The 23,584-nt window shown below is 62.2% G+C and carries 31 protein-coding genes and 1 pseudogene; 18 read left to right on the plus strand and 14 right to left on the minus strand.

Going from position 1 to position 23,584, the window contains the following annotated elements; all coding sequences use genetic code 11:
• Window positions 1-101: 101 nt before the first annotated feature.
• A complete protein-coding gene (locus tag NKH38_RS12155; RefSeq protein ID WP_023693744.1) occupies window positions 102-575 on the plus strand; it encodes an Lrp/AsnC family transcriptional regulator in 474 nt (157 codons plus the stop codon).
• Window positions 576-720: 145 nt separating this feature from the next.
• Complete coding sequence (locus NKH38_RS12160) at window positions 721-1,134, plus strand: DoxX family protein (protein ID WP_023685949.1); 414 nt, start codon at window positions 721-723, stop codon at window positions 1,132-1,134.
• Window positions 1,135-1,156: 22 nt separating this feature from the next.
• Here the strand turns inward: NKH38_RS12160 and NKH38_RS12165 are convergent, their stop codons facing one another.
• Window positions 1,157-1,462: a hypothetical protein gene (locus NKH38_RS12165; RefSeq protein WP_023671444.1), complete on the minus strand. Its 306-nt coding sequence runs from the start codon at window positions 1,460-1,462 to the stop codon at window positions 1,157-1,159.
• Window positions 1,463-1,676: 214 nt separating this feature from the next.
• On the opposite strand from NKH38_RS12165, the gene NKH38_RS12170 reads away from it, so the two are divergent.
• Window positions 1,677-1,874, plus strand: a complete 198-nt coding sequence (locus tag NKH38_RS12170; RefSeq protein WP_352760388.1) for a hypothetical protein — start codon at window positions 1,677-1,679, stop codon at window positions 1,872-1,874.
• 300 nt (window positions 1,875-2,174) lie between these two features.
• On the opposite strand, the gene NKH38_RS12175 is transcribed toward NKH38_RS12170, so the two are convergent.
• Together NKH38_RS12175 and NKH38_RS12180 are read right to left on the minus strand one after the other, a co-directional pair.
• Window positions 2,175-2,618, minus strand: coding sequence for a Ros/MucR family transcriptional regulator (locus NKH38_RS12175; protein WP_023671447.1), 444 nt, complete (start codon window positions 2,616-2,618; stop codon window positions 2,175-2,177).
• 247 nt (window positions 2,619-2,865) lie between these two features.
• Complete coding sequence (locus NKH38_RS12180) at window positions 2,866-3,681, minus strand: class I SAM-dependent methyltransferase (RefSeq protein WP_352710109.1); 816 nt, start codon at window positions 3,679-3,681, stop codon at window positions 2,866-2,868.
• 429 nt (window positions 3,682-4,110) lie between these two features.
• Between NKH38_RS12180 and NKH38_RS12185 the strand changes: the two genes are divergently transcribed.
• The 10 genes and pseudogenes from NKH38_RS12185 to msrA all read left to right on the plus strand — a co-directional run bounded on the left by NKH38_RS12185 (window position 4,111) and on the right by msrA (window position 10,110).
• On the plus strand, window positions 4,111-4,536 hold the full coding sequence (locus tag NKH38_RS12185) for a hypothetical protein (protein WP_352760393.1): 426 nt from the start codon (window positions 4,111-4,113) through the stop codon (window positions 4,534-4,536).
• Complete coding sequence (locus tag NKH38_RS12190) at window positions 4,529-4,915, plus strand: hypothetical protein (protein ID WP_023819036.1); 387 nt, start codon at window positions 4,529-4,531, stop codon at window positions 4,913-4,915. Before NKH38_RS12185 ends, NKH38_RS12190 begins: the two co-directional genes overlap by 8 nt.
• Window positions 4,854-5,560: pseudogene (locus tag NKH38_RS12195) on the plus strand (terminase large subunit domain-containing protein); the annotation flags it as partial. The gene NKH38_RS12190 and the pseudogene NKH38_RS12195, both read left to right, overlap by 62 nt.
• A gap of 202 nt (window positions 5,561-5,762) precedes the next feature.
• A complete protein-coding gene (locus NKH38_RS33330; protein WP_502896589.1) occupies window positions 5,763-7,421 on the plus strand; it encodes a phage terminase large subunit family protein in 1,659 nt (552 codons plus the stop codon).
• 373 nt (window positions 7,422-7,794) lie between these two features.
• Window positions 7,795-8,484: a glycoside hydrolase family 108 protein gene (locus NKH38_RS12205; protein ID WP_352760396.1), complete on the plus strand. Its 690-nt coding sequence runs from the start codon at window positions 7,795-7,797 to the stop codon at window positions 8,482-8,484.
• The gene (locus tag NKH38_RS12210) at window positions 8,481-8,684 is read left to right on the plus strand and encodes a Pam3-gp28 family putative phage holin (protein WP_023689878.1); all 204 of its coding nucleotides are present in this window, start codon (window positions 8,481-8,483) and stop codon (window positions 8,682-8,684) included. Before NKH38_RS12205 ends, NKH38_RS12210 begins: the two co-directional genes overlap by 4 nt.
• A 96-nt stretch (window positions 8,685-8,780) precedes the next feature.
• A complete protein-coding gene (locus tag NKH38_RS12215; RefSeq protein ID WP_023684348.1) occupies window positions 8,781-9,020 on the plus strand; it encodes a hypothetical protein in 240 nt (79 codons plus the stop codon).
• Complete coding sequence (locus NKH38_RS12220) at window positions 9,005-9,196, plus strand: hypothetical protein (protein WP_023671459.1); 192 nt, start codon at window positions 9,005-9,007, stop codon at window positions 9,194-9,196. The genes NKH38_RS12215 and NKH38_RS12220 overlap by 16 nt, the downstream gene beginning before the upstream one ends.
• A gap of 3 nt (window positions 9,197-9,199) precedes the next feature.
• A complete protein-coding gene (locus NKH38_RS12225) occupies window positions 9,200-9,523 on the plus strand; it encodes a hypothetical protein (RefSeq protein WP_023689880.1) in 324 nt (107 codons plus the stop codon).
• A gap of 68 nt (window positions 9,524-9,591) precedes the next feature.
• Entirely contained in the window at window positions 9,592-10,110 is a 519-nt protein-coding gene (gene msrA, locus NKH38_RS12230; protein ID WP_023694663.1) for a peptide-methionine (S)-S-oxide reductase MsrA, read from the plus strand.
• Window positions 10,111-10,129: 19 nt separating this feature from the next.
• Here the strand turns inward: msrA and NKH38_RS12235 are convergent, their stop codons facing one another.
• Window positions 10,130-10,825, minus strand: a complete 696-nt coding sequence (locus tag NKH38_RS12235; protein WP_352760403.1) for a glycosyltransferase family 25 protein — start codon at window positions 10,823-10,825, stop codon at window positions 10,130-10,132.
• 633 nt (window positions 10,826-11,458) lie between these two features.
• On the opposite strand from NKH38_RS12235, the gene NKH38_RS12240 reads away from it, so the two are divergent.
• Window positions 11,459-12,400 (plus strand): glycosyltransferase, encoded by a 942-nt coding sequence (locus NKH38_RS12240; protein WP_023808296.1) that lies wholly within the window; start codon window positions 11,459-11,461, stop codon window positions 12,398-12,400.
• A complete protein-coding gene (gene waaF / locus NKH38_RS12245; protein ID WP_352760406.1) occupies window positions 12,397-13,419 on the plus strand; it encodes a lipopolysaccharide heptosyltransferase II in 1,023 nt (340 codons plus the stop codon). The genes NKH38_RS12240 and waaF overlap by 4 nt, the downstream gene beginning before the upstream one ends.
• A gap of 82 nt (window positions 13,420-13,501) precedes the next feature.
• Here the strand turns inward: waaF and NKH38_RS12250 are convergent, their stop codons facing one another.
• The 5 genes from NKH38_RS12250 to NKH38_RS12270 all read right to left on the minus strand — a co-directional run bounded on the left by NKH38_RS12250 (window position 13,502) and on the right by NKH38_RS12270 (window position 16,473).
• Window positions 13,502-13,696, minus strand: a complete 195-nt coding sequence (locus NKH38_RS12250; protein WP_023689885.1) for a hypothetical protein — start codon at window positions 13,694-13,696, stop codon at window positions 13,502-13,504.
• A gap of 569 nt (window positions 13,697-14,265) precedes the next feature.
• The gene (locus NKH38_RS12255) at window positions 14,266-14,736 is read right to left on the minus strand and encodes a GFA family protein (RefSeq protein ID WP_352652120.1); all 471 of its coding nucleotides are present in this window, start codon (window positions 14,734-14,736) and stop codon (window positions 14,266-14,268) included.
• A gap of 161 nt (window positions 14,737-14,897) precedes the next feature.
• Entirely contained in the window at window positions 14,898-15,191 is a 294-nt protein-coding gene (locus tag NKH38_RS12260) for a hypothetical protein (protein WP_352760410.1), read from the minus strand.
• 13 nt (window positions 15,192-15,204) lie between these two features.
• Window positions 15,205-15,372: a Thivi_2564 family membrane protein gene (locus NKH38_RS12265; RefSeq protein WP_023734281.1), complete on the minus strand. Its 168-nt coding sequence runs from the start codon at window positions 15,370-15,372 to the stop codon at window positions 15,205-15,207.
• Window positions 15,373-16,146: 774 nt separating this feature from the next.
• The gene (locus NKH38_RS12270; RefSeq protein ID WP_023730432.1) at window positions 16,147-16,473 is read right to left on the minus strand and encodes a hypothetical protein; all 327 of its coding nucleotides are present in this window, start codon (window positions 16,471-16,473) and stop codon (window positions 16,147-16,149) included.
• 274 nt (window positions 16,474-16,747) lie between these two features.
• Here NKH38_RS12270 and NKH38_RS12275 point away from each other — a divergent pair, with 274 nt between their 5' ends.
• Together NKH38_RS12275 and NKH38_RS12280 are read left to right on the plus strand one after the other, a co-directional pair.
• A complete protein-coding gene (locus NKH38_RS12275) occupies window positions 16,748-16,984 on the plus strand; it encodes a hypothetical protein (protein WP_023671471.1) in 237 nt (78 codons plus the stop codon).
• 767 nt (window positions 16,985-17,751) lie between these two features.
• Window positions 17,752-18,978 (plus strand): anion transporter, encoded by a 1,227-nt coding sequence (locus NKH38_RS12280; RefSeq protein WP_352760413.1) that lies wholly within the window; start codon window positions 17,752-17,754, stop codon window positions 18,976-18,978.
• 92 nt (window positions 18,979-19,070) lie between these two features.
• Here the strand turns inward: NKH38_RS12280 and NKH38_RS12285 are convergent, their stop codons facing one another.
• The gene (locus NKH38_RS12285) at window positions 19,071-19,661 is read right to left on the minus strand and encodes a TetR/AcrR family transcriptional regulator (RefSeq protein ID WP_352760416.1); all 591 of its coding nucleotides are present in this window, start codon (window positions 19,659-19,661) and stop codon (window positions 19,071-19,073) included.
• Window positions 19,662-19,743: 82 nt separating this feature from the next.
• Here NKH38_RS12285 and NKH38_RS12290 point away from each other — a divergent pair, with 82 nt between their 5' ends.
• On the plus strand, window positions 19,744-20,628 hold the full coding sequence (locus NKH38_RS12290; protein ID WP_352499192.1) for a crotonase/enoyl-CoA hydratase family protein: 885 nt from the start codon (window positions 19,744-19,746) through the stop codon (window positions 20,626-20,628).
• Here the strand turns inward: NKH38_RS12290 and NKH38_RS12295 are convergent.
• From NKH38_RS12295 to NKH38_RS12310, 4 genes are all read right to left on the minus strand, one after another.
• The gene (locus NKH38_RS12295) at window positions 20,604-20,915 is read right to left on the minus strand and encodes a cupredoxin domain-containing protein (RefSeq protein WP_023689894.1); all 312 of its coding nucleotides are present in this window, start codon (window positions 20,913-20,915) and stop codon (window positions 20,604-20,606) included. The two genes, NKH38_RS12290 and NKH38_RS12295, sit on opposite strands and share 25 nt — an antisense overlap.
• A 43-nt stretch (window positions 20,916-20,958) precedes the next feature.
• Entirely contained in the window at window positions 20,959-21,450 is a 492-nt protein-coding gene (locus NKH38_RS12300) for a DUF4142 domain-containing protein (RefSeq protein ID WP_352760418.1), read from the minus strand.
• 115 nt (window positions 21,451-21,565) lie between these two features.
• Window positions 21,566-22,234 (minus strand): RNA polymerase sigma factor, encoded by a 669-nt coding sequence (locus NKH38_RS12305; RefSeq protein WP_023743964.1) that lies wholly within the window; start codon window positions 22,232-22,234, stop codon window positions 21,566-21,568.
• Window positions 22,235-22,338: 104 nt separating this feature from the next.
• A complete protein-coding gene (locus NKH38_RS12310; RefSeq protein WP_352760421.1) occupies window positions 22,339-23,427 on the minus strand; it encodes an HPP family protein in 1,089 nt (362 codons plus the stop codon).
• Window positions 23,428-23,584 lie beyond the last annotated feature (157 nt).

Raw genomic sequence — 23,584 nt, forward strand, 5'->3', positions numbered from 1 at the left:
TCTTCGCCGCAGATGATGTCCCACTCCTAGGGCTTCTCCTTGTTCGCGGAATGACAGATCATCGGAAAGCGACGAAGAATTCCGATGGATTGAAGGTGTTCATGGCAAACGGCGATTACCGGCCACGGCTCGACCCCACCGACATGGCAATCATCGAGATCATGCAGGAGGATGGCCGAATCGGCATTTCCGAACTCGGCCGCCGCGTCGGCCTGTCCCAGCCCGCGACGTCGGAGCGGGTGAAGCGGCTGGAGGAGCGCGGCATCATCGCCGGCTACCGGGCCGCGATCGATCCCACCGCCCTCGGTCTCGGCACCATGGCCATGATCCGCCTGCGCACCACGCATGAGCACATCCAGACCTGCCTGAAGAAATTCGCGGCCATGCCGGAAGTGGTCGAGGTGCTGCGGGTGACCGGCGAGGATTGTTTTCTGGTCAAGGTCGTCGTCCCGTCGCCGCCCGACCTCGAAAGCATCGTCGACGCCATCGGCCGCTACGGCGCGGTGACGACGAATGTGGTGCTGCGCGCCGAGCCGCCGAAGCGGTTGGGGCGGGAGCTGATGGCGAAGCTCTGAGCGGGCGGCAATCAGGCTTGCCCGCAAGCGGCGGCCTTTTCAGAAGTTCTGCTTCGCCGGGAAAGAATTTTGCGGGACGATGTCGGATCGGCGGCGTCGCGCCCGTCCTTGGGATGAAACCCGTTGCAAACCTTTGGAGCACATCATGGAAGCCGTTCAATCGCCGTGGCAGACCGCGGCCATTCTCATCGCCCGCCTGACCCTGGCCGCCATGTTCGCGATGGGAGCAGCGTTCAAGTTCATGGATATGAACATGACCGCCGGCTACATCGCCGCCGCCGGCTTCCCGTTCCCGCTGTTTCTGGCCTGGTGCGCCGCGATCCTCGAAACGCTGCTGGTGATCGCCCTCCTGACCGGAGCATTCTTCACACCGGCCGCCCTGGTCGCCGCCGTCTACGTGGTCTTCCTCGGCTTTGCCTTCCACGGTCCGTCGCACTGGACCGGCAACCAGGCCGAGTTCGGCGCCTTCATGTCCCATTTCCCGTTCGCCGCCGGCCTGCTGTTCGCCGCCGTGCATGGACCGGGCAGCGTGCTGGCCTCGAAGCTCGGCCGAGGGTGAGGCCCCGCGTCGGCAGACCGCCTCACATCTGGTCGTTGTAGGGTTCCTTCATCTGGCCGACCATGCGGGCCAGTTTCGAGAAGGACGGCATGTCCGCCTCCGGCTGGCATTGATTGGCCAGTTCCAGCAGTCGGATCGGAAAGTTGACGGCGTCGCGGTTGGACTCCGACATGCCGTCGGACCGCTCCTCGCCGGTTTCGATGGCCTCGGCCTTGCGCAGCGCGATGTCGATATCCTCGACCGTGAGCAGGCCCTTGCGCACCAGCACCTGATTGATCGAAGCGACGGCCATCAGCAGGCCTTCGAGTTGCAGATTGGCGACGTTCATGGCTGTTGCTCCCATTTGGCTCAGGCTCAACGCATGAGCCGCTGTTACGATCCGGACGGGGATGCAAGCGATAGGCGTCGGCTGATGGCCTGCGCTACTCTTCCATCCAGCGGCGGCCATATTCGGCCCACAGCGCCTTGACCTCCCGGCTGCCGAGGCGAGGGGCCGAGCCGTCGCCATAGGCGATCGAAACGCCGCTGATGTCGTAATGGGGATGGGCGTCGATGACGAAGCGGATCGCCTCGCCGAGCGGCCTTCTGCCGATGACCGGATCGGCCTGGCCTTGGCCGACGCTGCGAACGCCCGAAACAGTGGCTGGCCTTGCCGCATCCTGAACACGGATGCCATGGCTGGTTTGTCCATCCCGCTCTCCCCCGAGTTGGAGTGGAATGATTCCATAAGAGCCAGCTAATGACCAGTCGCTAGACGGCCTGTCGAAGGCTGCGTCTTGTATCCTGCAGCCCGTTGAAGGACTGTTCAGGCCAGCGGATCCGCCGCCGGCGGCCTGGCGGGAAGGCCGAGCCTTGTCCGCTCGCCGTCGGCAAACTCCTCGGCCGCTTCCTGGGCCATGAACAGATGCTGGGTACCGTGCCATTCTCGGCAACCAGCACCGCCCATTGGCGGCGGTCGACACGTTCCACGCGAACGTCATTGGGCTCTCCGGCCACCACGACGTCCTCCAGCAGGCGTACGGCACGGAGGGGGCGTGCCTTTACGCCTTGGTCTTGCTCTTGGCCGGCGCCTTGGCGGCCGGGGCCTCGGGTGTCCTGATGCCGAGCCCGAACTCCTTTGCCAGCTCCGAGCGCTTGGCGGCGTAGCTGGGCGCCGTCATCGGATAGTCACCGGGCAGGTCCCATTTGGCGCGATAGGCTTCCGGCGTCATGCCATGGGCGGAGCCGAGATGACGCCGCAGCGACCTGAACTTCTTGCCATCCTCGAGGCAGTAAATGAAATTCGGCGTTACCGAGCGCTTGCGGTTGACCGCGGGCTCAGGCGCAGGTTGCGGCGGAGCAACGGGATTGTCCACGGCCGCGAGCGCTGCATTGACGCTCTCGATCAACGCCGGCAGGCTATCCGGAGGCACTGAATTGTTGCGCACGAATGCCGCGACGATGTCGGCGGTCAGATTTATATTTCGGATTTTGTCCTCAGACATGGCTTCTTTTGCCCCCTTGATGCCAAAGGGCAAATTATCAGACAACATCCGCCGACGGCATGGCACTTTAGAACATATGCATATGACTTGACGCCGGATGTGGTAGCGCTAGCATCGCCGAGTCTCCGATCGATGTCGATGTAGGAATTATTTCCTGACATATCTTGACCGGTGAGGGCAGCTATGCTATGATTTTTTCATGGTGCTGATTTGCGCCAGCAACCCGCCGCCGAGGCGGGTTTTTGTTTCATGCCGGCTTGGAAACAATAACGGCCAGTGAGGCGAGTTTTCCCTCGCTCAGGCTGCTTATGTAGTTTTTTCGCCGATGCACGAACTCGGCGCCGAGCACGATCTCATTGGCCTGCTGCTGGGCGGGCGACGGAACCATGCTGGAATTTGCCCGTTTCAACGCCAGCTCGACGTGATCGCCGGTTTCGTCGATGACGTCGTCGACCTGGAATCCGGCTGAAGCAAACAGAGCCTTCAGGGTTTCGCGGTCGACGAGATGGCTGGCCACAGCCGACACCGCCCAAGGCAAGGGATAGTGAGGCTCGCCGTCCGCCAGCACCGCCTCGGTCCAGACAAGCCTGGCCTTCGGCTTCAGTACGCGCCACGCTTGCCCGATGACCGCCGCCTTGTCGGCGATATTCATGCCGACATAGAAGCAGATCGCCGCGTCGAATGTGTCGTCCGCAAAAGGCAGCCTTGTCGCATCGGCCTCATGGAAACGCACTTTGTCGCCGAGGCCGCAGAGCTCGGTCAATCGGCGGGATGCCTCGACGAACGCCTGCGTCAGGTCGACGCCGTCGACGCTGCACCCATAGGTCTCGGCAAGGAACCGGGCCGGGCCGCCAATGCCGCTGCCGATGTCCAGAACCCGATCGCCGGCGGAGGGCGCAAGACGCGCAGCATGGTCCTGCGTGGCGATCAGCTCGCGGCCATGAAGCTGATCGAACGGATAGAGTTGTTTGGCTGCGAGGCTGCCGGCCTTTGCGTCCGGCACAGCCGACAGGATGCGCTCGACAATGCCGCCGCTGCCATAGTGACTGGTCACATCGCTCATTGCGCTCTCCGACGAGACCCAGCATCCCATCGATGCGGCCCTCGCGCAATGCGCGCCGCCGCCAAGGACGAGGCTTTGACCGGAGTAGGAATTATTTCTTATCTGCATTGACGGGTGAGGGCAGCTTTGCTATGATTTGTCCATGGTGCTGATTTGCGCCACCGACCCGCCCACGAGGCGGGTTTTGTTTTCCTGATGCCCACAACGTGCGGATATCGGATGTCGGCGGGACAGCACCCCCCTCTGGCCTTCCCCCTCAAGAGGGGAGATGGACTGCCGCCTTGCTTTCGCCAATCGTCAGCGCTGCAAATTGGTCGCGACCATGGAGCTGCCAATCTCCCCCCTTGAGGGGGAGATGTCCGGCAGGACAGAGGGGGGCGTGAAGGAACGCTATCCTCGGTTCATTCTGCCTTATCCGCGAAGCCTCCCTTGTCCAACCGCTATGCCACCATCATCACCGACGATGACGGCCGCGAGGTCGTCAGCGCCATTGGCGTGTTCGAGGGCGCTGCCCCGCAGGCGCGCATCGGCCGTATCGAGCCGGTCGTGCCGGGCGTGCTGACCGGCATGGTTCGCGGTGGTCCTGTCGATGCCATCGGCGGCTTCGGCTTTCCGCGCGGCGCGCACGACGCAAGGGCGATCGCCAGGGCAAGCCTGAAAGCCGCGTCTGCCGGAAAGCGCCACGCGCCGGCCGCTGATGCAGCCCGCAAGGCCGCCCCAAAACGGTCAGGGCCAAAATCGGCACGGCGCAAGTCCGGCAAGATCAAGTCCGGCAAGATCAAGCGGGCAAGGCCGGCAAAGCAGGCGAAGCAGGCAGCGACCGCCGAGCCCGCCGGGATCTCGGATCATGGCTGACCGGACGGCGCCGCGTTCTCGTCCTGGCCGCAAGGCGACTGCCGCCGCTGCCAAGCCGAAGCGGACGAAGAAGACGCTTGGCGATGATTTCCTCGACGCGGTTCGCGCCGATTTCCGCGCCCATGGCGCCGGCGTGATTGCCGCGGTCCGGGCCGACAAGCCCGACCAGTATCTGAAGATCGTGCAATCGGTGCTGCCCAAGGATCTGGCCAAGGATTTGCATGTTTCATCTGACAATCTGGAAGCCCTGAGCGATGACGAGATCCGCCGCCGCATCCGTGGCCTCGAAGCCGTCCTCGGGCCGTTTGGCGACCAGCCTGAAGACGCGCCGCCACTATCTGGCGCTGCTGCAGGAGCTGGACCGCAGGCGCAGGACTAACCAGCTTGCCGCCTACCGGCCTTATCCCAGGCAGGCGCAGTTTCACGCCGCCGGCGCGCAGAACCGGGAACGTCTGTTCATGGCCGGCAACCAGCTGGGCAAGACCAGGGCCGGCGGCGCCGAATGGGCCATGCATCTCACCGGCCGCTATCCCGCGTGGTGGCAGGGCAAGACCTTCGACGCCGCCGTCAGGCTATGGGCTGCCGGCGTGACGGGCGAGGGCACGCGCGACAACCCGCAGCGCGTTCTGGTCGGCCCGCCTCAACAGCAGGCGGCCTGGGGCACCGGCATGATCCCGGCCGACGCCATTTTGCACACCACCATGGGCCGCGGCGCGCCGGGCGCGCTCGACAGCATCGTGGTGCGCTGGGGCGGCGGCGGCGATGTCCAGGCCGATGAATCGGTGCTGTCGTTCGAAGTCTTATGAGAAGGGCCGCGAAAAGTGGCAGGGCGAAACCCTCCACGGCGTCTGGTTCGACGAGGAGCCGCCGCTGGATATCTATTCCGAAGGATTGACGCGCACCAACGCGACGGGCGGCATCACCATGGTGACGTTCACGCCGCTGCTCGGCATGAGCGATGTGGTGCTGCGGTTTTTGACGGCGGGTGACGTGAGCGCTCTTCCTTCTCCCCTTGTGGGAGAAGGTGGATCGGCGCTTTAGCGCCGAGACGGTTGAGGGGTGTTCCAGCGGAGTGAGACGTTGGCGTTCCCTGGACCACCCCTCATCCGACCTCGCTTCGCGAGGCCACCTTCTCCCACAGGGGGAGAAGGAAGAGCCGTCGCGCTTGGCCCGAAACATAGTGTGCGCACAAGATCATACGACCATATCCTGAATCGATTCCGGAGGTGAGCCATTTGTCCCGTCACGTCACCTTCATGACCATCGACGATGCCGAACACTATTCACTGGCCGAGCGTGCCGCGATCATCGCCGCCTATCCCGAACATGAGCGCGAAGCGAGGGCCAAGGGCATTCCGGTGCTGGGCTCCGGCCGCATCTTTCCCATTGCCGAGGAGCTGATCGCCTGCGAGCCGTTCCGGCTGCCGCGCTACTGGCCGCGGATCGGCGCGCTCGATTTCGGATGGGACCATCCCTCGGCCGCCGTCGAACTCGCCTGGGATACGGAGGCTGATATCGTTTACGTCACCAAAGCAGCCAGGGCCTCGCAGCAGACGCCGGCGATGCAGGTGCTGGCGCTGAAGCCATGGGGCGAATGGCTGCCCTGGGCCTGGCCGCGCGACGGCCGCCGCGAGACGCTGGAAGGGGCGGGCACGGCGCTCGCCAGGCAATATGCCGCCCACGGCTTGAACATGCTCACCGGCCACGCCCGCTTTGCCGACGGCTCGGTCTCGGTCGAGGCCGGGCTGATGGAAATGCTCGACCGCATGCAGTCCGGCCGCTTCAAGGTGTTTTCGACCTTGCTGCCCTGGTTCGAGGAGTTTCGCCTCTACCACCGCAAGGACGGCCATGTGGTCAAGCTGCGCGACGATTTGATGGCGGCGACGCGCTACCGCAAACTGACGCTCGCCTATGTCAGCGGCGCCGGCACTTTGCCGACGGTGGCCAACGGCATCTGGCTGATGTTCGACCGTGCCGGCGACAGAGGCGCCGACGGGACGGGAGTAGGAGATTTTTTGGGGCCTGCGTCTTCGGCAACCGACAATATTGTCACTTTCGCGGGCACCACGGGCAAGGTGGGGAAGGATAGTGGGATCGCGGTGTCCAGCCTGGCGCCGAAGGCCAGCCCGACATTTACCGGGACGCCAACGGGGCCGACCGCAGCGCCTGGAACGAATACCACGCAATTGGCTACAACGGGGTTCGTCAAGGCTGGGTTTGATCTGAAACTTGATAGCCGACCCAACCTTGGTGTCGTCGCGCAGACGATCACCGATTGGAACAACGCCCTGGACAACGGCTGGTATATGGCCTCGGCGGCGGCTAATGCGCCAGACGGCGTAAATTGGTTCCTGGGGTTTGTGGAAGCGCACGGAAGCACTGGCTACCGGACGCAGACGGTGCATGATTTCGTCAACGACACTACGGCGGCAGACCAAAAGCTATGGCGGCGCAGGCAGGCTGGCGGTGCCTGGGGAGGATGGATCAAGCTGCAATGGTCGCAGGCCGAACAGGATGCACGCTATGTCCAGTCGTCCACGGCGTTGCTTCAGAAGTTTTATGAAAGCCCGCAACAGACCATCACATCCGGCGGGTCGCTGACGTTGGCTCATGGGCTGGGGGTGAAGCCGAAAAATTACCTTGCATTCTTACAGTGCACCACTGCTGAGGGTGGCTATTCTATTGGAGACGAAGAACCTGTCTCGATTGGATCGCACGAAGCAAGCACCAATCGAGGCCTAAGTGTCGTTCCCGATGCTACAAATATGGTCGTTAGATTTGGGTCGCAGGCTTCTAGTGCCGTTCAGATTACACGCAAAGACACTGGTGGATTTCTAAATATTACCAATGCAAGCTGGCGGCTTGTCATTAGGGCATGGGCCTAGCATAAATTCCAGTGAATTCTTCAAAAGAAAGATCAAAAGGCCGCTCTCTCTTTTCGAGATATGGCGTCTGCCCAATCCACCACCGAATCTCAATAAGCCTCGGCTATTTTCGTCGTCGAAGCGCTTCTTGATCACCTTTGCCGGAATTCTTCCTAACACTGCATACGGAGGTGCATCTTCGATCACCATCGCAGCGGCGCCGACGGCAATGGTGCCGTCGCTCGATTCGCCGTTCCGATCTCCTTTCCGGCCGACGCCACCAAATACCGCCCCGCCAAGGTCTCCAGCGACGTTGTCTCGATGATCGACGCCTAACCGCAAGCAGCTTCGCAAATCGACAACCTGCCTTTCGCGGGCAGAAAGGAAAACCCCAATGGACCGCAACTTCGCGCGGGCGCTTGCGCTCGTCCTCAAATCGGAAGGCGGCTGGTCCGACAGTCCGGCCGATCCCGGCGGCGCAACCATGAAGGGCGTGACGCTGGCCAATTTCCGCCGCTACGTGAAGGCGGATTCGACGAAGGACGACCTTCGCCATATCACGGATGCTCAGGTGGCCACGGTCTATCGCCGCTTCTATTGGGATGCCGCTGCGGGCGCCGAGCTTCCCGGCGGTGTCGACTATGCCGTCTTCGACTTCGCCGTGAACAGTGGGCCGGGCAGGGCGGCTAAATATCTGCAGGCGGCAGTTGGCACCGCACAGGACGGCAGGATCGGCCCGGCCACGCTCAAAGCTGTCGGCGCCAGGCCACCGGGCGCAGTCATCGACGATCTTTGCGATGCCCGCCTGGCATTCCTGCGGCGGCTGCCGACCTGGCCGGTTTTCGGCAAGGGTTGGAGCGATCGCATCCGGTCGGTCCGTTCCCAGGCGCTGTTGATGTCGGCACTACAGCCCGCGGCACCTTTGCCGGGCACCCCGCCCCAGCCATCAGCGCTCTCGCCGAAGCCCGGCAGTGCGATGCCGCCGGTGTCTACCGGCGGGCGCGTCAGCCCCGTCGAACGCCTGCCGTTCTGGCGTGCGCTGCTTCAAATCCTGAAATCGATTTTCGCAAGGAGTTCGACATGATCGCCGTCTTCATCCGCATCGGCTTGCGTTACGGCGCCGGTGTTCTGGTCGCGCGTGGCCTGCTCGGCGCCGACGACGCGGCGGCATTTTCTTCCGACCCCGACATTCAAGCTGGTCTGGAGATCGCCGCCGGTCTCGCCATCGCCTCGGTCACCGAGACCTGGCATTGGCTGGCCCGCAAATCCGGCTGGGAGCACTGACATGGAAGGGTTTCAACAACTGCTCATCGCCTATCTCGAAGCCGCGAAACCCTATGCTATCGGCTTTGCCGCCGGGCTTGTCGCCGGGTGGCTGCTGTGAGCGCGCTCCTCGCCGTCCTGCTTGGCAACAAAGCGCTGCTGGGCTTCCTGGCATCGGTCATCGCCGCCCTTTGCTGGGGCGCTCACCAGCGGCTGGCCGGCGCCAGGGCCGAGCGCGGCAAACTGGCGGCCGCTGAGGCCGCGGCGCGCGCGGTCGCTGAGCAGGTGCAGAACGACGTCGGCGCACTGCCGGCGGACGCTGTTCGAAAGGAGCTGAAATCATGGGCAAGGGACTGATGCTTGCGCTGCTTGTGGCGCTTGCCGGGTGCACGACTGCTTCGGGCGGCTTCTGCGCGATTTCGAGCCCGCTGCGCCTGTCGGCCGAAGCCGTCGACGTCCTGTCGGACGCCGAGGCGAGAGCGCTCCTGGCGCACAACCGCAAGGGACAAAAGCTCTGCGGATGGAGGCCTTAGCCGATGCACGACCTCTTCGACATGCTCGGCATCAAGGGGCCGGTCGTCGCCGCCGGGCTAGCTGGCGGCGTGCTGCGAGCACTGTCGCGCCATCGCTACAAGCTGCGCGAGATGATTGCCTCGCCGATCTGCGGGGCGCTGGCGGCTGCGTATCTGACGCTGCCTGCCGTCGCCTGGTTCAGGGCAACCGGCATGCCTATCCCCGATCCGGCCGACGACACCACGACGCTCGCCGCCGCCTTTTTGATCGGCGTCTCGGCCATGTGGATTTCCGACATCGTCTTCGAGGTCATCGTGCGGCGGTTCGGCTCGGCCGGCAACGAGTGATGCACTTGAGATGCTGGAAGAAGCCGGCGACAATGCCTACCTAAGGAGCAATCCAATGGAGGTATGATATGGCGACGTCCACCGAACGTGCAGTCCTTGCCGGCGGCTGTTTCTGGGGCATGCAGGATTTGATCCGGCGCTATCCCGGCGTGATCTCCACCCGCGTCGGCTATAGCGGTGGCGATGTGCCCAACGCCACGTATCGCAACCACGGCAGCCATGCCGAAGCCATCGAGATCGTTTTCGATCCGGCTAGGATCAGCTTTCGCACATTGCTCGAATCCTTTTTCCAGATCCACGATCCGACCACCAGGAACCGCCAGGGCAACGATGTCGGAATGAGCTATCGCTCGGCGATCTTCTACACCAGCGACGAGCAGAAGCGCGTCGCCGAAGACACCATCGCCGATGTCGATGCCTCTGGACTGTGGCCGGGCAAGGTCGTCACCGAGCTTGCGCCGGCGGGCGATTTTTGGGAGGCGGAGCCAGAGCATCAGGACTATCTCGAGAAATACCCCAACGGCTATACCTGCCACTTTGTCAGGCCGGGCTGGAAGCTTCCGGTCCGCGAAAAGGCTGTTTCGTAACGCAGCCGCTATCGTCTGCTTATCTGGCGGTCGAACTATTCTTCCGCGCGATCGGTAGGCCGGCCGCCTCGTAGAGGTGGCCGTGCTCGGGCCCATAGACGAACGCGCCGTGGACGGGTTTGCCGTCGACCTCAGAGTCTGAGAACGCGACGGCCTCGATCTTCTTTGTTCCGGCCAGGCTCTGGTTTCGAAGATAGGCGAAGGTTCGCACCGCTTCTCCGACAATTCGATCGAGAAACGGCTTTGGCCGCCTCCCGGGCCGTCGCACTAGGCTTGGAAGGCGCTCTCGTCCCGAAACAAAATGGTGCTGTGCGCAAAGCGCCGGCATGATCTGATAGATTCGGTTGAGCGAGCAGGTCATGAATCCTGGGTGAAAAAGAACGAAGTCGACCTCTCCTCTCAGATGCATGGTCCTGCGCAGCAATCTTTGCGCTGCCGATCTGGAGAGGACATAGCCTGCGGCGCCCGCGTGCAGGCCATAAAGTCTGGCAAGCGAAAACCCATCATCGAGAGCGACTTCCTTGCGTCCGACCCTCACTTTGGCAAAATGCGTTTCCAGCTTGATCACATCGGCATCGCGTGGCACCCATCGATCGGAAGCAAGCAGCGAGCCGGCGCCAGCGCCGAAAACGACGTCGTCTTCGAAAACCGCGCCATATTGATCCGCGCCGTCCGCAACGATCTCCCAACACGAGCGGTGGCTCAGGAACAGCAAACCTCAGCAGCGCTCAGCGGGCTTTTGGCGACAGAGCAGCAATCGGGGCAATCAATGGCGGAGACACGCTCAAATGGTACTCCGATCCGGCCGAACTCGGACGCGACATGCGCCAGCCGATCGCGAGAACGATCAAGATTGATCACCAGACACCTCATCAGCGCCCCCTTTGTCCGGTAATCAGTGAATATCACGTTCCCGTGATTGCACAAAATTTGCTTACGTGCGGGGCAGTAGGTAGCGGCGTACGTGCCGCCGGTTGATTTTGGAGGTTGGGTGGACATTGACTGCATCCCCGGCGAGGCGCGAGGCTTAACCGTGCGCGGGTAGACGAGTCGAGTCGCCCTAGAAGCCGAAGAATTGCCGGCCGATCATGTATCCAAGCGCGACGACCACAAGGGGAAACAGGGCGGGCGCCAGCCGACCAAGAGCGGAGGTCTTTGGCTGTTGCCTGGAGATGGTCGTGGGCGCATTGCCGAGATTCTTGGTCATCCGGCATAGTAGCAAGCGCTGATTAACGATTCCGTAACCCAGTCGAGGCCGCCGCGGCTTTTTGCGTTGCTGGCGCGACCTTGACAATGCCCAGCCCGTGACGCAACTGGGCCGTCTTGAGAGCATTGTGAGGCAAGGTCAATGCGGGTGACGCTCGTTTTGAAGGGCGTAATACCCTGCCGAGGTTACGGTGGGATTCAGCGTCAGGTCGAATGGCTGGCCACGGAGATGGTTCGTCTCGGACACGAAGTCGTGGTGATCGCTGGCCCTGGCTCCAGCCACCCGCTCTTCGAAGTCCGGCACGCTTCGACCGATGCCGAATGCCGGGCAGCCATTCCGCGCGACACGCAAATCGTCCACACCCATAGTTGGCCCGTCGAGGTGCCATTTCCAACGCTGAATACGCAGCGCGGCTTTATGCCGGACCAGCCCATGCCAGTTGCGAACTGGAGCTTTATCAGCGCCAATCATGCCCGCCAGCATGGGCGCGAGACATTCGTCTACAATGGCTTTCCGGTGGACGCCTATCGTTTGTCGGCTGCAAAGGGCGACCGCCTGCTATTTCTCGCCGGCATTGCACGATCAAGCAAAGGCCTCAACCGCGCCGTCGATCTCGCCAAAAAATTCGATTTCGGTCTCGATATCGCCGGTGGCTCGCGTTGGAAACTGCTGGGCCGAAGTCAGACCCGCCGCGAAGGGTTGTTTTTCAAGAGCCTTGGCAGGCGATACCGTTTCCACGGAATCGTTGACGGCGAGCCGAAGCTTCGCCTTCTCGGCGAAGCGCGAGCCTTCCTCAACCCCATCGCCTGGGAGGAGCCGTTCGGCAACGCACCGGTCGAAGCCATGTTGTGCGGCACTCCGGTGCTGACGACGACGCGAGGCGCATTGCCCGAGACGGTCGATGCCGACAGCGGGCGCTTCTTTGAGACCGATGAAGAATTTGCGGCCGCTTTCGAGGCCGTCGCCGACCTTACGCCTCAGCAATGCCGCGAATCGGCCGCGACGAGATTTCCCATCCAAAAAGCGGCGCGCGGCTATCTGGATCTCTATGCCCGCATCCTTGACGGCGAAGCGCTTCCTTGACGACCGGCGATCCAATCCTCTTCGTCGGCTTCCCCGCGGTCGGCGACTTCGTCCGTTGCCATTCCGCCATCCAGATCATTGCCGCGCGATTTCCTGATCGCCCCATAGATGTCGTCACCTCGCCCGTTGCAGCGCCGCTGGCGCGCCTGATGCCGCATGTCAGGAAGGGCTGGGCGCTTGCCAAGCGTCATCAGCGCCCCGGTTTTGGCGAGCGCAGCCGCCTGGTTGGCGAGTTGCGCAAGGAAAATTACCGTACGGCCTATCTGATGACCAGCAGCACCAAGGCGGCGCTGATGGCGTTCATGGCCGGAATAGAGGAGCGCATCGGCTATCCGCAGGAGTTGCAATTCGGCCTCCTCAATCGCTTCCCCGCCGGCTGGTTGGCCCATCTATGGGCCTTCGGACCCCGCAAGACGCGGCTGTTCGAGGAGGTCTGCTCGATTGCCTCGCTTGGCGAAAAGCCGGCTTCGGGCGCAGAGTGGCCGGCGCCCCGGCTTGTGGTCGATCCGGCCGAACTGGACGAATGGCGCCAGCACAAGAAGATCGATGCCGACCGACCGGCACTGGCGCTCTATACTGCCGACATTGAGAATTTCCGCTCATGGCCCGTCGAGCGCTTCATTTCGATCGCCAGAGACCATCATGATCGCGGCTGGGCAATCTGGATTGTAGGCGGACCGCGCGAGCACGCCGGTGCCGCAAAAATCCGCGCCGCCATTCCTGAGGCAATCGACTTCACCTCGACCCCGTCGATTGCTGACGCGATGTGCCAAATCGCTGCGTCGACCATGTTCCTCGGGGTTGATGGCGGGATTTCCCACGCCGCCGCTGCCCTGAACGTCCCATGCGCGCTCATCTACGGGCTGAATCGCCCCTATGTGCATGGGCCTGTAAACAACCATGTTCGCTTTATCGAACCGCCGCTTTCGACGCCCAGCTGGGTCAAGGACACGCGCGGCGTCAGCGAGACTCGGGTGAGGGAGGTTCTGGCTGACCTCTCAGCCGGTATTGCCAACTGACCGGTGGCCTCGCCGGCCCCAAGCGTCTGATCAAACGCTCCGTGGGGGCAACCATAGCCCCGTTTCGGGTTTACCCTTGACACTACCCCTTGGCCCTGCGGTTTTCGGGCTCGTGATTGCCGACCCAATGTGCACGGATGCGGTCGCTGGCTTCAAGGTAGGCCATGTCGATGAGGTAGGTCAGAAGCTTCTGGCCGTCGGCTTCGGCTTTCTGCCGAAGCTCCCGCAGCATCCCTTGCGCGAACTGCAGGTTCTCCATTTTGCTCGGCTGGTCCATTGGTGCCCCCCAATGTCTGCGCATGAACTTTGCGCTGACTATGCTTGCATGAAGATTGCCGTGAAGTGGATATTGCACGTGCGGACCGCGATCCTGCGAAGGCGCTGGCTGCATGAAAGCCGCCCCATCCGGCTTCAAGATTCGCTACACTATGTGACGGAAAGAAAATAAACAAAGCGTTCTTTTGTACAAGACAGGAAGATTCCTTCAGTTCACACCACGAGATACTTGGACAGCATAGTTGACGTAACGATATTGCGTGGTCTTAAGCTCTCGTTTCCAAACAAAACGTAGCATCGTTGCAACCACAAGACGAATTCCAGCTGACCGGGGACGCTCCGTAGTCAATCGCCGGTTACAAACGGCATGGGTCTCAGCCCAGGGCTTTGGCCAACCCATCGTTCCACGGCAGCGCAGGCCGGATGATCTACCGCCCGCCTTGGATTGACGCCAAGGCGGGCTTTTTGCGTTTGGCTTCTGCCGGGTGAAATGTTGTCGGACCCGGTCCTGTCGGCATCGGGCGGTTTCGAGAACGATTTCCTGCCTGCCGGCTGTCTGCGCCGCTCGCGCTAGGCCGACTTGCGTTGCGGCAAGCTAGACGGCGTCTCGACACCGTCAGAAATTGGTTCGGCTGTCCGGTTTGTCGGCTCGTCATCGACCCGGTCGTGCTCGAATTGCCGGGCAGCAGGCAAGGGTTGCAACCAGTGCTCACGGCGATTGACCCAGAGTTCATAGCTGGGCTCCAGCCCTTCGGTGGGCACCTCATCGAGGCTGCCAATTGTCACTTCCACCTCATTCTCCCGAACCAAAGGCACCCGGCCGCCGCAGGTGGGACAAAAACTTCTGTCGCCGTAGCTGTTGACGATACCCGTCGTTTCGAACGCCTCGAGCGGCCACACTCCAAACGTCGAAAAAGCCGACCCGCTAGCCTTGCGGCAGTCCTTGCAATGGCAAAGGCCAATCCGAAAGGGATCTCCCGTCACCGAAAACTGGATGCCGCCGCACAGGCAGCTGCCGCTCCGCCTTGTATCATTGGGCATGACCGCTCCTCCATCTGGTTGGGCATCACACCGCTACATCTTGCAGCGCCATGCGCACAATCAATTCACGCGCAGCGCAAGGGTTCCATGTCGCCTCGCGCAATGCATCGTCTGAACCCGGGAGCGCCATGGCAACGACCGCCGCAAGGCTGCTGGATATGTCAGTTCGGGAAATCGAACACCGGTTCCCGGCACCAATAGACACGGCACTGGCCATCACGTGTCGGAACGGAGGCAGCGACCGGCACCTCCGGCCAGTCGCACTCGTTGCCGTATTGGCGGACATAGCGATCGTAAGTATTCCGGCCGGTCGTCAACACCGCCGAGTGATGGCTCTGGATCAGGCGCTGCGTCTCCTCGCAGGTCATCGGACGCGTGTCGGGTCGGGCGTAGGCCGTGCTTGTCGCGACAAACAACGCCGTTCCGATGATCCCTGCGATTGCTTGTGATGTCATGGCGATCCATATCCTAAAATACTGCCAGGTATTTCAACAGCGAAATAATGCCGATAATGATGACAACGATCTGCGCGATCTGCCTCGTGCGGCCATCGAGCGGCAGACGCTGGACGAGATAGAGCACCAGCACGATCACCAGGAAGGTGATCAGAATGCCGATAAGTGCCGATGAAGCCATGCCCCTCACTCCGATTGGCTATGTCTGAAAAGAGTACGCAGCGGCAAACGCTCTGACCGTTGATTGGTTCCTGTCGATGCGAAGCCGCCGGCGCAACGTAAAGGCTGCGAAACAGCGTTCCGCGGCCTTTGAAGCTGAACGCCGATCAGGGCCTGTTTGCCGCACGGTTGTCGTTTGCCGTCGGCGACACGGTTTCCAGGCGACTTGTTGCTGGCGTCAGGCTGGGCTAACGGGAGAACCGCCTCGGGTTGACGGGGTTCCGACAAAAACGGCCTGAGTTGCGCTTCGTTGTCGACATTTGCGCAAGCCCTGAGATCCGCCGCCGCCCGGCGGGTGATCGCCTTTCGCAGGAGAACAATTGCCGTCCCAAGGGGACGAGGGGAACCGAAACCTCGCACGTGCATTTCAGCTACCGCGGAACGGGCAAATCGAGCAGGTGGGGAATTTGGGGTAGGGGAATACGTCATCCAACATGCGGGGATTGGAATCCCAGGTGTCGGGCCCGCCAGTTTGTTGGAAGCGTTGCCCGTTGCAGCCTACACCATCGACACACAGGGCCGCATCACCTTCTACAACGAGGCCGCCGAACCTGAGTGGGACGACGCGCCGCGGTTTTGGCTCCGTCGTGCTCAAGCGGGTTGCACCACAAGCGCTTAGCGGCACCGGACAACTGGAATTTGGGGAACAAGGCGTTGTCTGGACGCTCAAGGCGCCGCTGCGCTCGGTCCAAATCTCTCTCGCGGATTTTTGTCGATTGAAAGAGCGGGTCGCGCCTTAGGACAATCCCAGCAGGGGAGCGGTTTGGCCGCCTGTGGTGTCGGAATTGCCGATGCCAGGCAGTTCGTGCTTATCGTCGGCAACCGAAGTCAATCTCCCCGCCTCGACGGAGGTCAGTCCGTCCAACTCCATCACCGCGCCGTAGAGTTGGGCCGTCTGCATCACAAGCCGCTCGACATCTTCAAGGGCGACGTTCTCGTCCAGGTTACGCAATCGTATGTCCTCGGCAACCACCGCAATATTGACCATTCCGCGCGAGCGCAGCGCGCCCAGGACCCGTGAATTGAGATCCTCCCGTAGCCGAGCCGAATATCCGTAGCGCATGGAAACCTTCCTTTCAGGAGCCGGTTGTCCCGTCGTGGTCAAGATGCGCCAACGACCTTCAGATGGCAAGAAGAATATAAAATATTCCTAAGTAAATCAAGTAGTTAGCAGACTGCGCGGGTTGTGCTATCGGCGTGTCTTCCTCATCGTTGGTCTTCTATGTGAGTCACCCATCAGCCTCTCTTGACGCGCTGCACGGGGACCCCTAGCTATACTGCAATTGAGACACATACTAACTCACCATATTTTTTGGTCTTGACGGTTGGAGGCGCGAATGGCCGAGCTGGAACGACCCGAGCGACTGCAGATCATGCTGACAGCCGAGGAATTGGCTGCCTTGGAAAACTGGCGCTTCGAAAAGCGCATGCCAAGCCGGTCCGCGGCGGTGCGGGAACTGCTGCGGCGCGGCCTGGATGCGGATGGATTCCTGACTGCGGGCCAAGGAACTAAGTCTCAGGACTTTGGAATTCTGGGCAGCAGTGTGACTGGCGACGGCCAGTCGGGCGAGTAATCCGACGGCGGTTAGCCAACAATCGCTTTTTCTGGAAGTGCCGCTACCAATTTATTGCAGTGGCGGAAACGCAAAGCGGGTCGGCTCTCGGCAGGGTACTGGTCTCGGCAGGGTACTCTTGGCGTATGGTTGCAAAGCCCGCTCCGGTTCGCCGGAGCGGGCTTTTCGCGTTTTCCCGACAGGAAATAGTCGCGCTCGCTTTCAGATAGGCTCAAGGTTCTCTTCGCACTCCATGCACGCGACGCTGTGACCGGGGCAACTGAGCCGGTGTGTTCCTCCAGGGCAGCAATGGCCGGTCGAGCTCGCCCACCGGGCACAGACAAACACCTTGCGGGTTCCGTGGCATTGTGGACATTCCATCGGACGCGCCAGCAGAGCCTCGTTCTCAGAGACACGGCATCCCCTCTCAAGAACCTGGACCATCTGAAACCCCAAGGCCGAAATATGGCTAAGCTATCCATACCCGGAAAGCCTAAATTAGAATTTAATTACATAAGCCACGAGCCTCCCGAGGGGGAAGTTTCGCGGATGGCAGTCTCAGGCCACCGGCAGTCCGCCGCGCGTGTCTCATTCCGAATTTCGGCCGACTCAAGATCAAGCTCCGGTTGCTCCCGGCATCGGTCGACCCGCGATTTTGCCCACCGATTTTCCCATTCGGATCGTTATAGGCTTTCGCTTTGCTGGAGCGGCGTTAAAGCTGCCCGGCAAATGCCTGAGCGGGAACAGTCCGTTCCTGCGTCGGTTCGTTTGGACAAGGATGTCTGCCAATGACATTGATGGGCGCAGCGGCACTTTTGATCCTTGTCCTGACTTATGCCGGCGTCGCAATCGGGCGTATTCCAGGCCTCCGTCTCGACCGGGCAGGGATCGCCTTGCTGGGGGGTGCGGCGATGATCGCCATCGGCGCACTCAGTATGGAAGATGCCTATCGCGCCATCAATTTCGACACCATTACGCTGCTGCTCGGGATGATGATCGTGGTGGCGCATCTGAAGGTGTCCGGCGCCTTCCGGGCGCTTGGCGCCTACGCTATCGAGCATGCGCACGCGCCTTTCGTGCTGCTGGTGATGGTGACGCTGTTGACCGGCGTGTTGTCGGCGTTCCTGGTCAACGACGCCATCTGCCTGGTCATGGCGCCGATCGTCGTCTACGTCACCCGTGTTATCAATCGCAATCCCATTCCCTATCTGATCGCCACCGCCACAGCGTCCAACTGCGGCAGCGTCGCTACCATCACCGGCAACCCGCAGAACATGGTCATCGGCGCGCTGTCGGGAATTTCCTACCCGGCCTTTTCGGCCGCCCTGGCGCCGGTTGCCCTCTTCGGCCTCGTCGCGGTCATCGTCATCGTGCGCATCGTCTACCGCGCCGAATTCGCCCGCACCGCCGATCTCAACCCGGAAGTCTATCGCGGCCGCATGCTGCCGGGACAGGTGCTGAAGGCGGTGGTTGTCTGCATCGGCCTGGCCATCGCCTTCTTCGCCGGCGTTCCGGTTGCCAAGGCAGCGCTCATCGGCGGCGCCATCCTGTTGCTCACCCGCGCCATCAAGCCGGCCCGCATCTACCGCGAGATCGACGGTCCGCTGCTGTTCATGTTCGCCGGCCTGTTCATCGTTGTCGCCGGCGCCGAAAAGACGCTGCTGACGCCCGACATCATCGCCTCGGCCAAGAACCTCGGGCTGGACGACGTCTGGCGTCTATCGGGCTTCACCGCGGTGCTCTCCAACATCATGAGCAATGTTCCGGCCGTGCTGGCGCTGCGGCCATTCATACCCGGCCTTGAGAACCCCGGGCGTGCCTGGCTGGTGGTGGCGATGAGCTCGACGCTGGCCGGCAACTTCACCTTGCTTGGCTCGGTCGCCAACCTGATCGTCGCCGAACAGGCGCGGGCGGCCGGCACGCAGCTGTCCTTCTCAGCCTTCTTCAAGGTCGGCCTGCCACTGACGCTGCTCACCCTTGCCGTCGGCACGGCATGGCTGGCGGCTGGATTCTAGAGCAACTCCACGAAAAGTGTGAAGTGGTTCTCCGTCTGGAATTGCGTCAAAGAGATAGCGTGTTTCGCCGTCTCCATTAAACGGTGAACGCTCTAGCGGATAGTCGCCGATCCTGACCTTGCTCGAACCAGCGTTGCAGCGGCATGTCCGGCGGCCTCGACATAGTCGGGGTTGCGTTGGATCAGCATGATCGAGAACGCGCCGTCCATCAAAAGCACGATTTCGCGCGCCAGGGTCTGCGGCTCGTCGACGCCGTGGCCTGTGAGTTCGCCGGCCAGCCAGGTCTCGAAATTCTGCTTATGCCGCGCCCCCGCTTTAACGGCCGGGTGTCCGGGCATGGAAGCGAGTTCGGCTGCCGTGCGCAGAAAGCCGCAGCCTCTCCATTTCGGGTGCTTCGCCACGCGCGCCAGATTGGTGAAAATCGCCTCGACCTTGCGCTCGACACCGCCTTCGGCCGTCTCGAACCAGCCGGCCATCTGCTTGAGGTTCGGCTGGTCGCGACCGTCGAGATAGGCCGCGATCAAATCGTCCTTGCTCTTGAAATGATAGTAGAGCGTGCGCTTGGTCAGCCCGGCTTTTTCCGCCACTGCATCGACGCTGACGCGGCCGATCCCCTCGGCATAGAACAGCTTCGTTGCGGCATCGACAATGCGTTTGCGGGTAGGGCTCGATGTTTCGCTCACACGGCAAGTATACCGACTAGTGAATACACATACAACCGAAAGCCTGATCCTCTCCGTCGACAAACACAGGGAAGGAAAAGACATGACCGAGCTTGTGCTCACCGAGGCCCGCAACGGGATCGCCATCCTCACACTTAATCGGCCGGAAAAGCTCAACGCCTTGAACTATGCGCTGATTGATCGCCTGCTTGCGCTCCTCGATGCCGCCGAGACCGACGACGCCATCCGCGCCGTCATCCTCACTGGAGCAGGAGAGCGCGCCTTCTCCGCCGGCGGCGACATCCATGAATTCTCAGGCAGCGTGGCCATCGGCGTCGACGTTGCCCTGCGCGACTTCGTCATGCGCGGACAGCGGCTGACGGCAAGGCTGGAGGCATTCCGCAAGCCCGTCATCGCCGCCGTCAACGGCATCGCCTTCGGCGGCGGCTGCGAGATCACCGAAGCCGTGCCGCTCGCTATCGCCAGCGACCGCGCCTTGTTCGCCAAGCCTGAGATCAACCTTGCAATGCCGCCTACTTTCGGCGGCACGCAGCGGCTTCCGAGACTGGCAGGGCGCAAGAGGGCGCTCGAGCTGCTGTTGACCGGCGATTGGTTCCCGCCGCCGCGCGCCGTCGAACTCGGCCTCGTCAACCAGGTGGTGCCGCATGAGGAGCTGATGTCCACCGCAATTGATCTTGCCCGGCGCATGACCAGACATTCTCCTGCAGCAATTGCCTCAATCCTCACAGCAGTGGCGCGGGGCCTGAACCAGAGCATCGCGGAAGGCTTGGCTGTCGAGGCCGAGCAGTTCGCCCGCATGGCTCCGACCGCTGATCTGCGCGAAGGGCTGGATGCCTGGATCGCACGGCGCCAGCCGGGCTGTGACGGCTCGTGGACACACATCACCCGTCCGGATGAAGCCAGGCGAGCCTCAACGCAGCAGGACGGGCTTGCGGACCGGGATCAAGGCGCCGTCACGGCCACATGACCTTTCATGTTGGGGTGGAAGCGGCAGAAATATTCGACCGCTTCCGCCTTCCGCAGGGTCAGGCTCGCTGTTGTCTTCGGCGGGATCATCACTTCCCAGCCACCCTTGACGGTAGCCGTATGTGCGAACACGTCCTTGTTCACCCACTTGATCGTGTCGCCGACCTTCGCGTCGACGGTGGCCGGCGAAAAGACAAGTTTGTCGATGGTGACCTGGATGGTTTCGGCCTGCACGGGTGAGGTCCCGAAGACCAGCGCCAGTGCAATCCACAGCTGCCGTTTCGACATAGCCTGGTCCTTACTTCAGCATACCTGCAACATGCTCGGCGTGCTATTCATGGCCCTGGAAAATCTTCAGGCCGGTCTCCAGCAGGCTCTTCAACTCGGTATTACTGGCCGATGGGATCAAAAGGGTTTCAAGCGCGCCGTCGACCTGTTTGTGGTAGGCGATCTCGTTGTCGACATAGGCTTTGTCAAAGGCTGCGCCGTCGAGTTTGGCGAGCTTCGCCCGCTCCTCGGCCGCAGCCTTGGTCAGCGCCTGGCTGGTTGCGTTGTCTTCCGGCGTCACCTTCAGCTTCTTTACCAGTTCCAGTGCCTGCGCGTTGACCGCTTCGTGGTCGCGCACCATGTCGTTGGCGAAATCCACGACCTCCTTGGTCTTCGATTTCTTGATCGCCTGCTTGGCGGCTTCCACGTCGATGACGCCTGCCGTGTAGGCGATGTGGGCGATCTGCGGGTCCGTCGGCTTGTCGGCGGCTTGCGCGAGCGGGGCAGCGCCAAGCAGCAGCAAGGCAGCGAGGGCGGCGGTGTGTCGGGTAAGCATGGCATCTCCTTCGCCCGGACGCGGGATCGCGCCGGGCCATGTTTTTCAGTTGACGGTCATTGGATGCGCAGCGGCGGCAAACGTTCCCGGGGAAATCGGCCAAATCAGCCGATGATCAGCTCTCCAGGCCGAGCCGCTGCATGACGGCGCTGGTCAGCCTGTCGCAGCGCCGGCCGGCAAACGGGAAGGCGTCGAGCAGCACCGGCCCGATCTGGTCGTCGAGTGCCTTGCGTACTAGGGCGCGGGCGCGGTGTAGCCTTGTCTTGACGGTTTCCGGCCGCACGCCAAGCAGCTCGGCGGTCTCCTCGATACTGAGCCCCTCGATAACCCGCGCCACGAACACCGTCCGATAAACATCGGGCAGGCTGTCGGTCGCCCGTTCCACCAACTCGAGGATCTGCCGCTGCGCCATCGTCCGCTCCGGATCGTCGCTGGGATTGAGGGGGAACTGGATGATTTCGGCTTGCGGGTTTTTCGCCACCGTCCGCCGCCTTTTGCGCAGACGACCGAGCGCCTCGTTGATGACGATGCGCGACAGCCAGGTGGCCAATGAGGACTCCCCGCGAAAGGCATCGAGATGGGCAAAGGCTCTGACATAGGCCTCCTGGACGATGTCCTCGGCTTCGGCATCGTTGCGCACCACCCCGCGAGCGATGCGATAGAGCCGCTGATTATGGGTCTTCATGATGATGCGGAAGGCGTTGCCTTCGCGTGCCAGCGCGCGGCGCACGAGAAGCATCTCGCTTGAAGCAGCAGTGGGCATTGGTACAGACATAGCAGGCATGGCCAGTTCCTCGATCCAATCCCCGTCCGAAACCTCGATCAAGACATTGGATGACATCGCCGGCAAAAAGGTTCCCGGCCATTTTCGCCCGGCTCCGACGGCGCCTAGAATACTGCTTCCGCCAGCGGCTTGTCAGCAGCCTGCGCTCGTGCCGTTGCCGCAAGCAGATCGGTCTGCGTGATCAGGCCAAGGATGCGGCTGTCCCCGTCCACGATGATGACTGCATGGGTGCGGCCGTCGGTGAGCACCGGTAGCAGGGCCATGGCGGGCGTACCGGCGGCGGCGGTCGACGCTGTCGACGTAACGCTTCCGACGGCTTCGTCAGCTCGCGCCAATTCCCTCAATCCAACGGTGCCGACCAGCCTGGCGTCCTTGTCCACAACCGGCAGCGTGCGGATATTGTGGTCGAGCAGCAGATGACGCGCCCGATCGGCGGACGCGTGTTCATCGACCGAAATCACGTCGCACGACATGATGTCCTCGCACAACATGGTTCGGTGTGCGCGCATCGTCGCTTGCAGTTCGACCTGTCGCAGCAGTTGTTCGAGATCGTTGCGGTCGATGTCGAAGGTCTCGTCGAGCGCAGCCAGCGCGGCATCGATGTCCTCGGCCCGGAAGCCGATGCGCTCCTGAGCCGGCGGATCGCTGGTTCCGTGCGTGCTTTTCGGGGCAGGGGCCGGCACATGCGGGTAGCTGCGTCGCGACAGCCTGTGGAAAGCATAGCCGAGCGCGACCAGCATCATGGAGTTCAGCGCCACCGGCACGAACGGAAACAGGAAGCCGGCACCGATCACGGCCGGCCCGCCGAGCACGGCGGTCAGTGCGGCGGCTCCGCCCGGCGGATGCAGGCAGCGCGAGAACGACATGGCGGCCATCGCCATCGCCACGGCAATGCCCGTGGCGAGAACGGGCTGATGGACGAAATGGGCCACGATCACGCCGACCAGCGCCGATATTGTATTGCCGCCGATGATCGACCATGGCTGCGCCAACGGGCTTGCAGGCACCGCGAACAGCAGCACCGCCGACGCCCCCATCGGCGCCACCAGCAGCGGCACATGCGGGCCATTGCCAAGCACCAGCGCGCCGATCGCGCCGGTCAGCGCAATGCCGATCATCGCCCCGATGCAGGCGATGAGGCGCTCGCGCAGCGTGGCGCCGGCGAGAATGGGGACAAAGAGACGAAAGGCCATGGCAAGCTCAGTCCGGCTGGAATTGTGCGCGCAGCGCCTGCAATGGCGTTGGACCGACGATTTTGAAAGTCAAACCGATCCGAAAAAGCGCGCATTGGGGAAATAACATTGCGCTTGGTCGACCCATGAGCGGCTTTGCGACGTCGATCGCCTGCGA

The sequence above is a fragment of the Mesorhizobium sp. M1078 genome (assembly GCF_040318615.1).
Classification (GTDB): Bacteria; Pseudomonadota; Alphaproteobacteria; order Rhizobiales; family Rhizobiaceae; genus Mesorhizobium.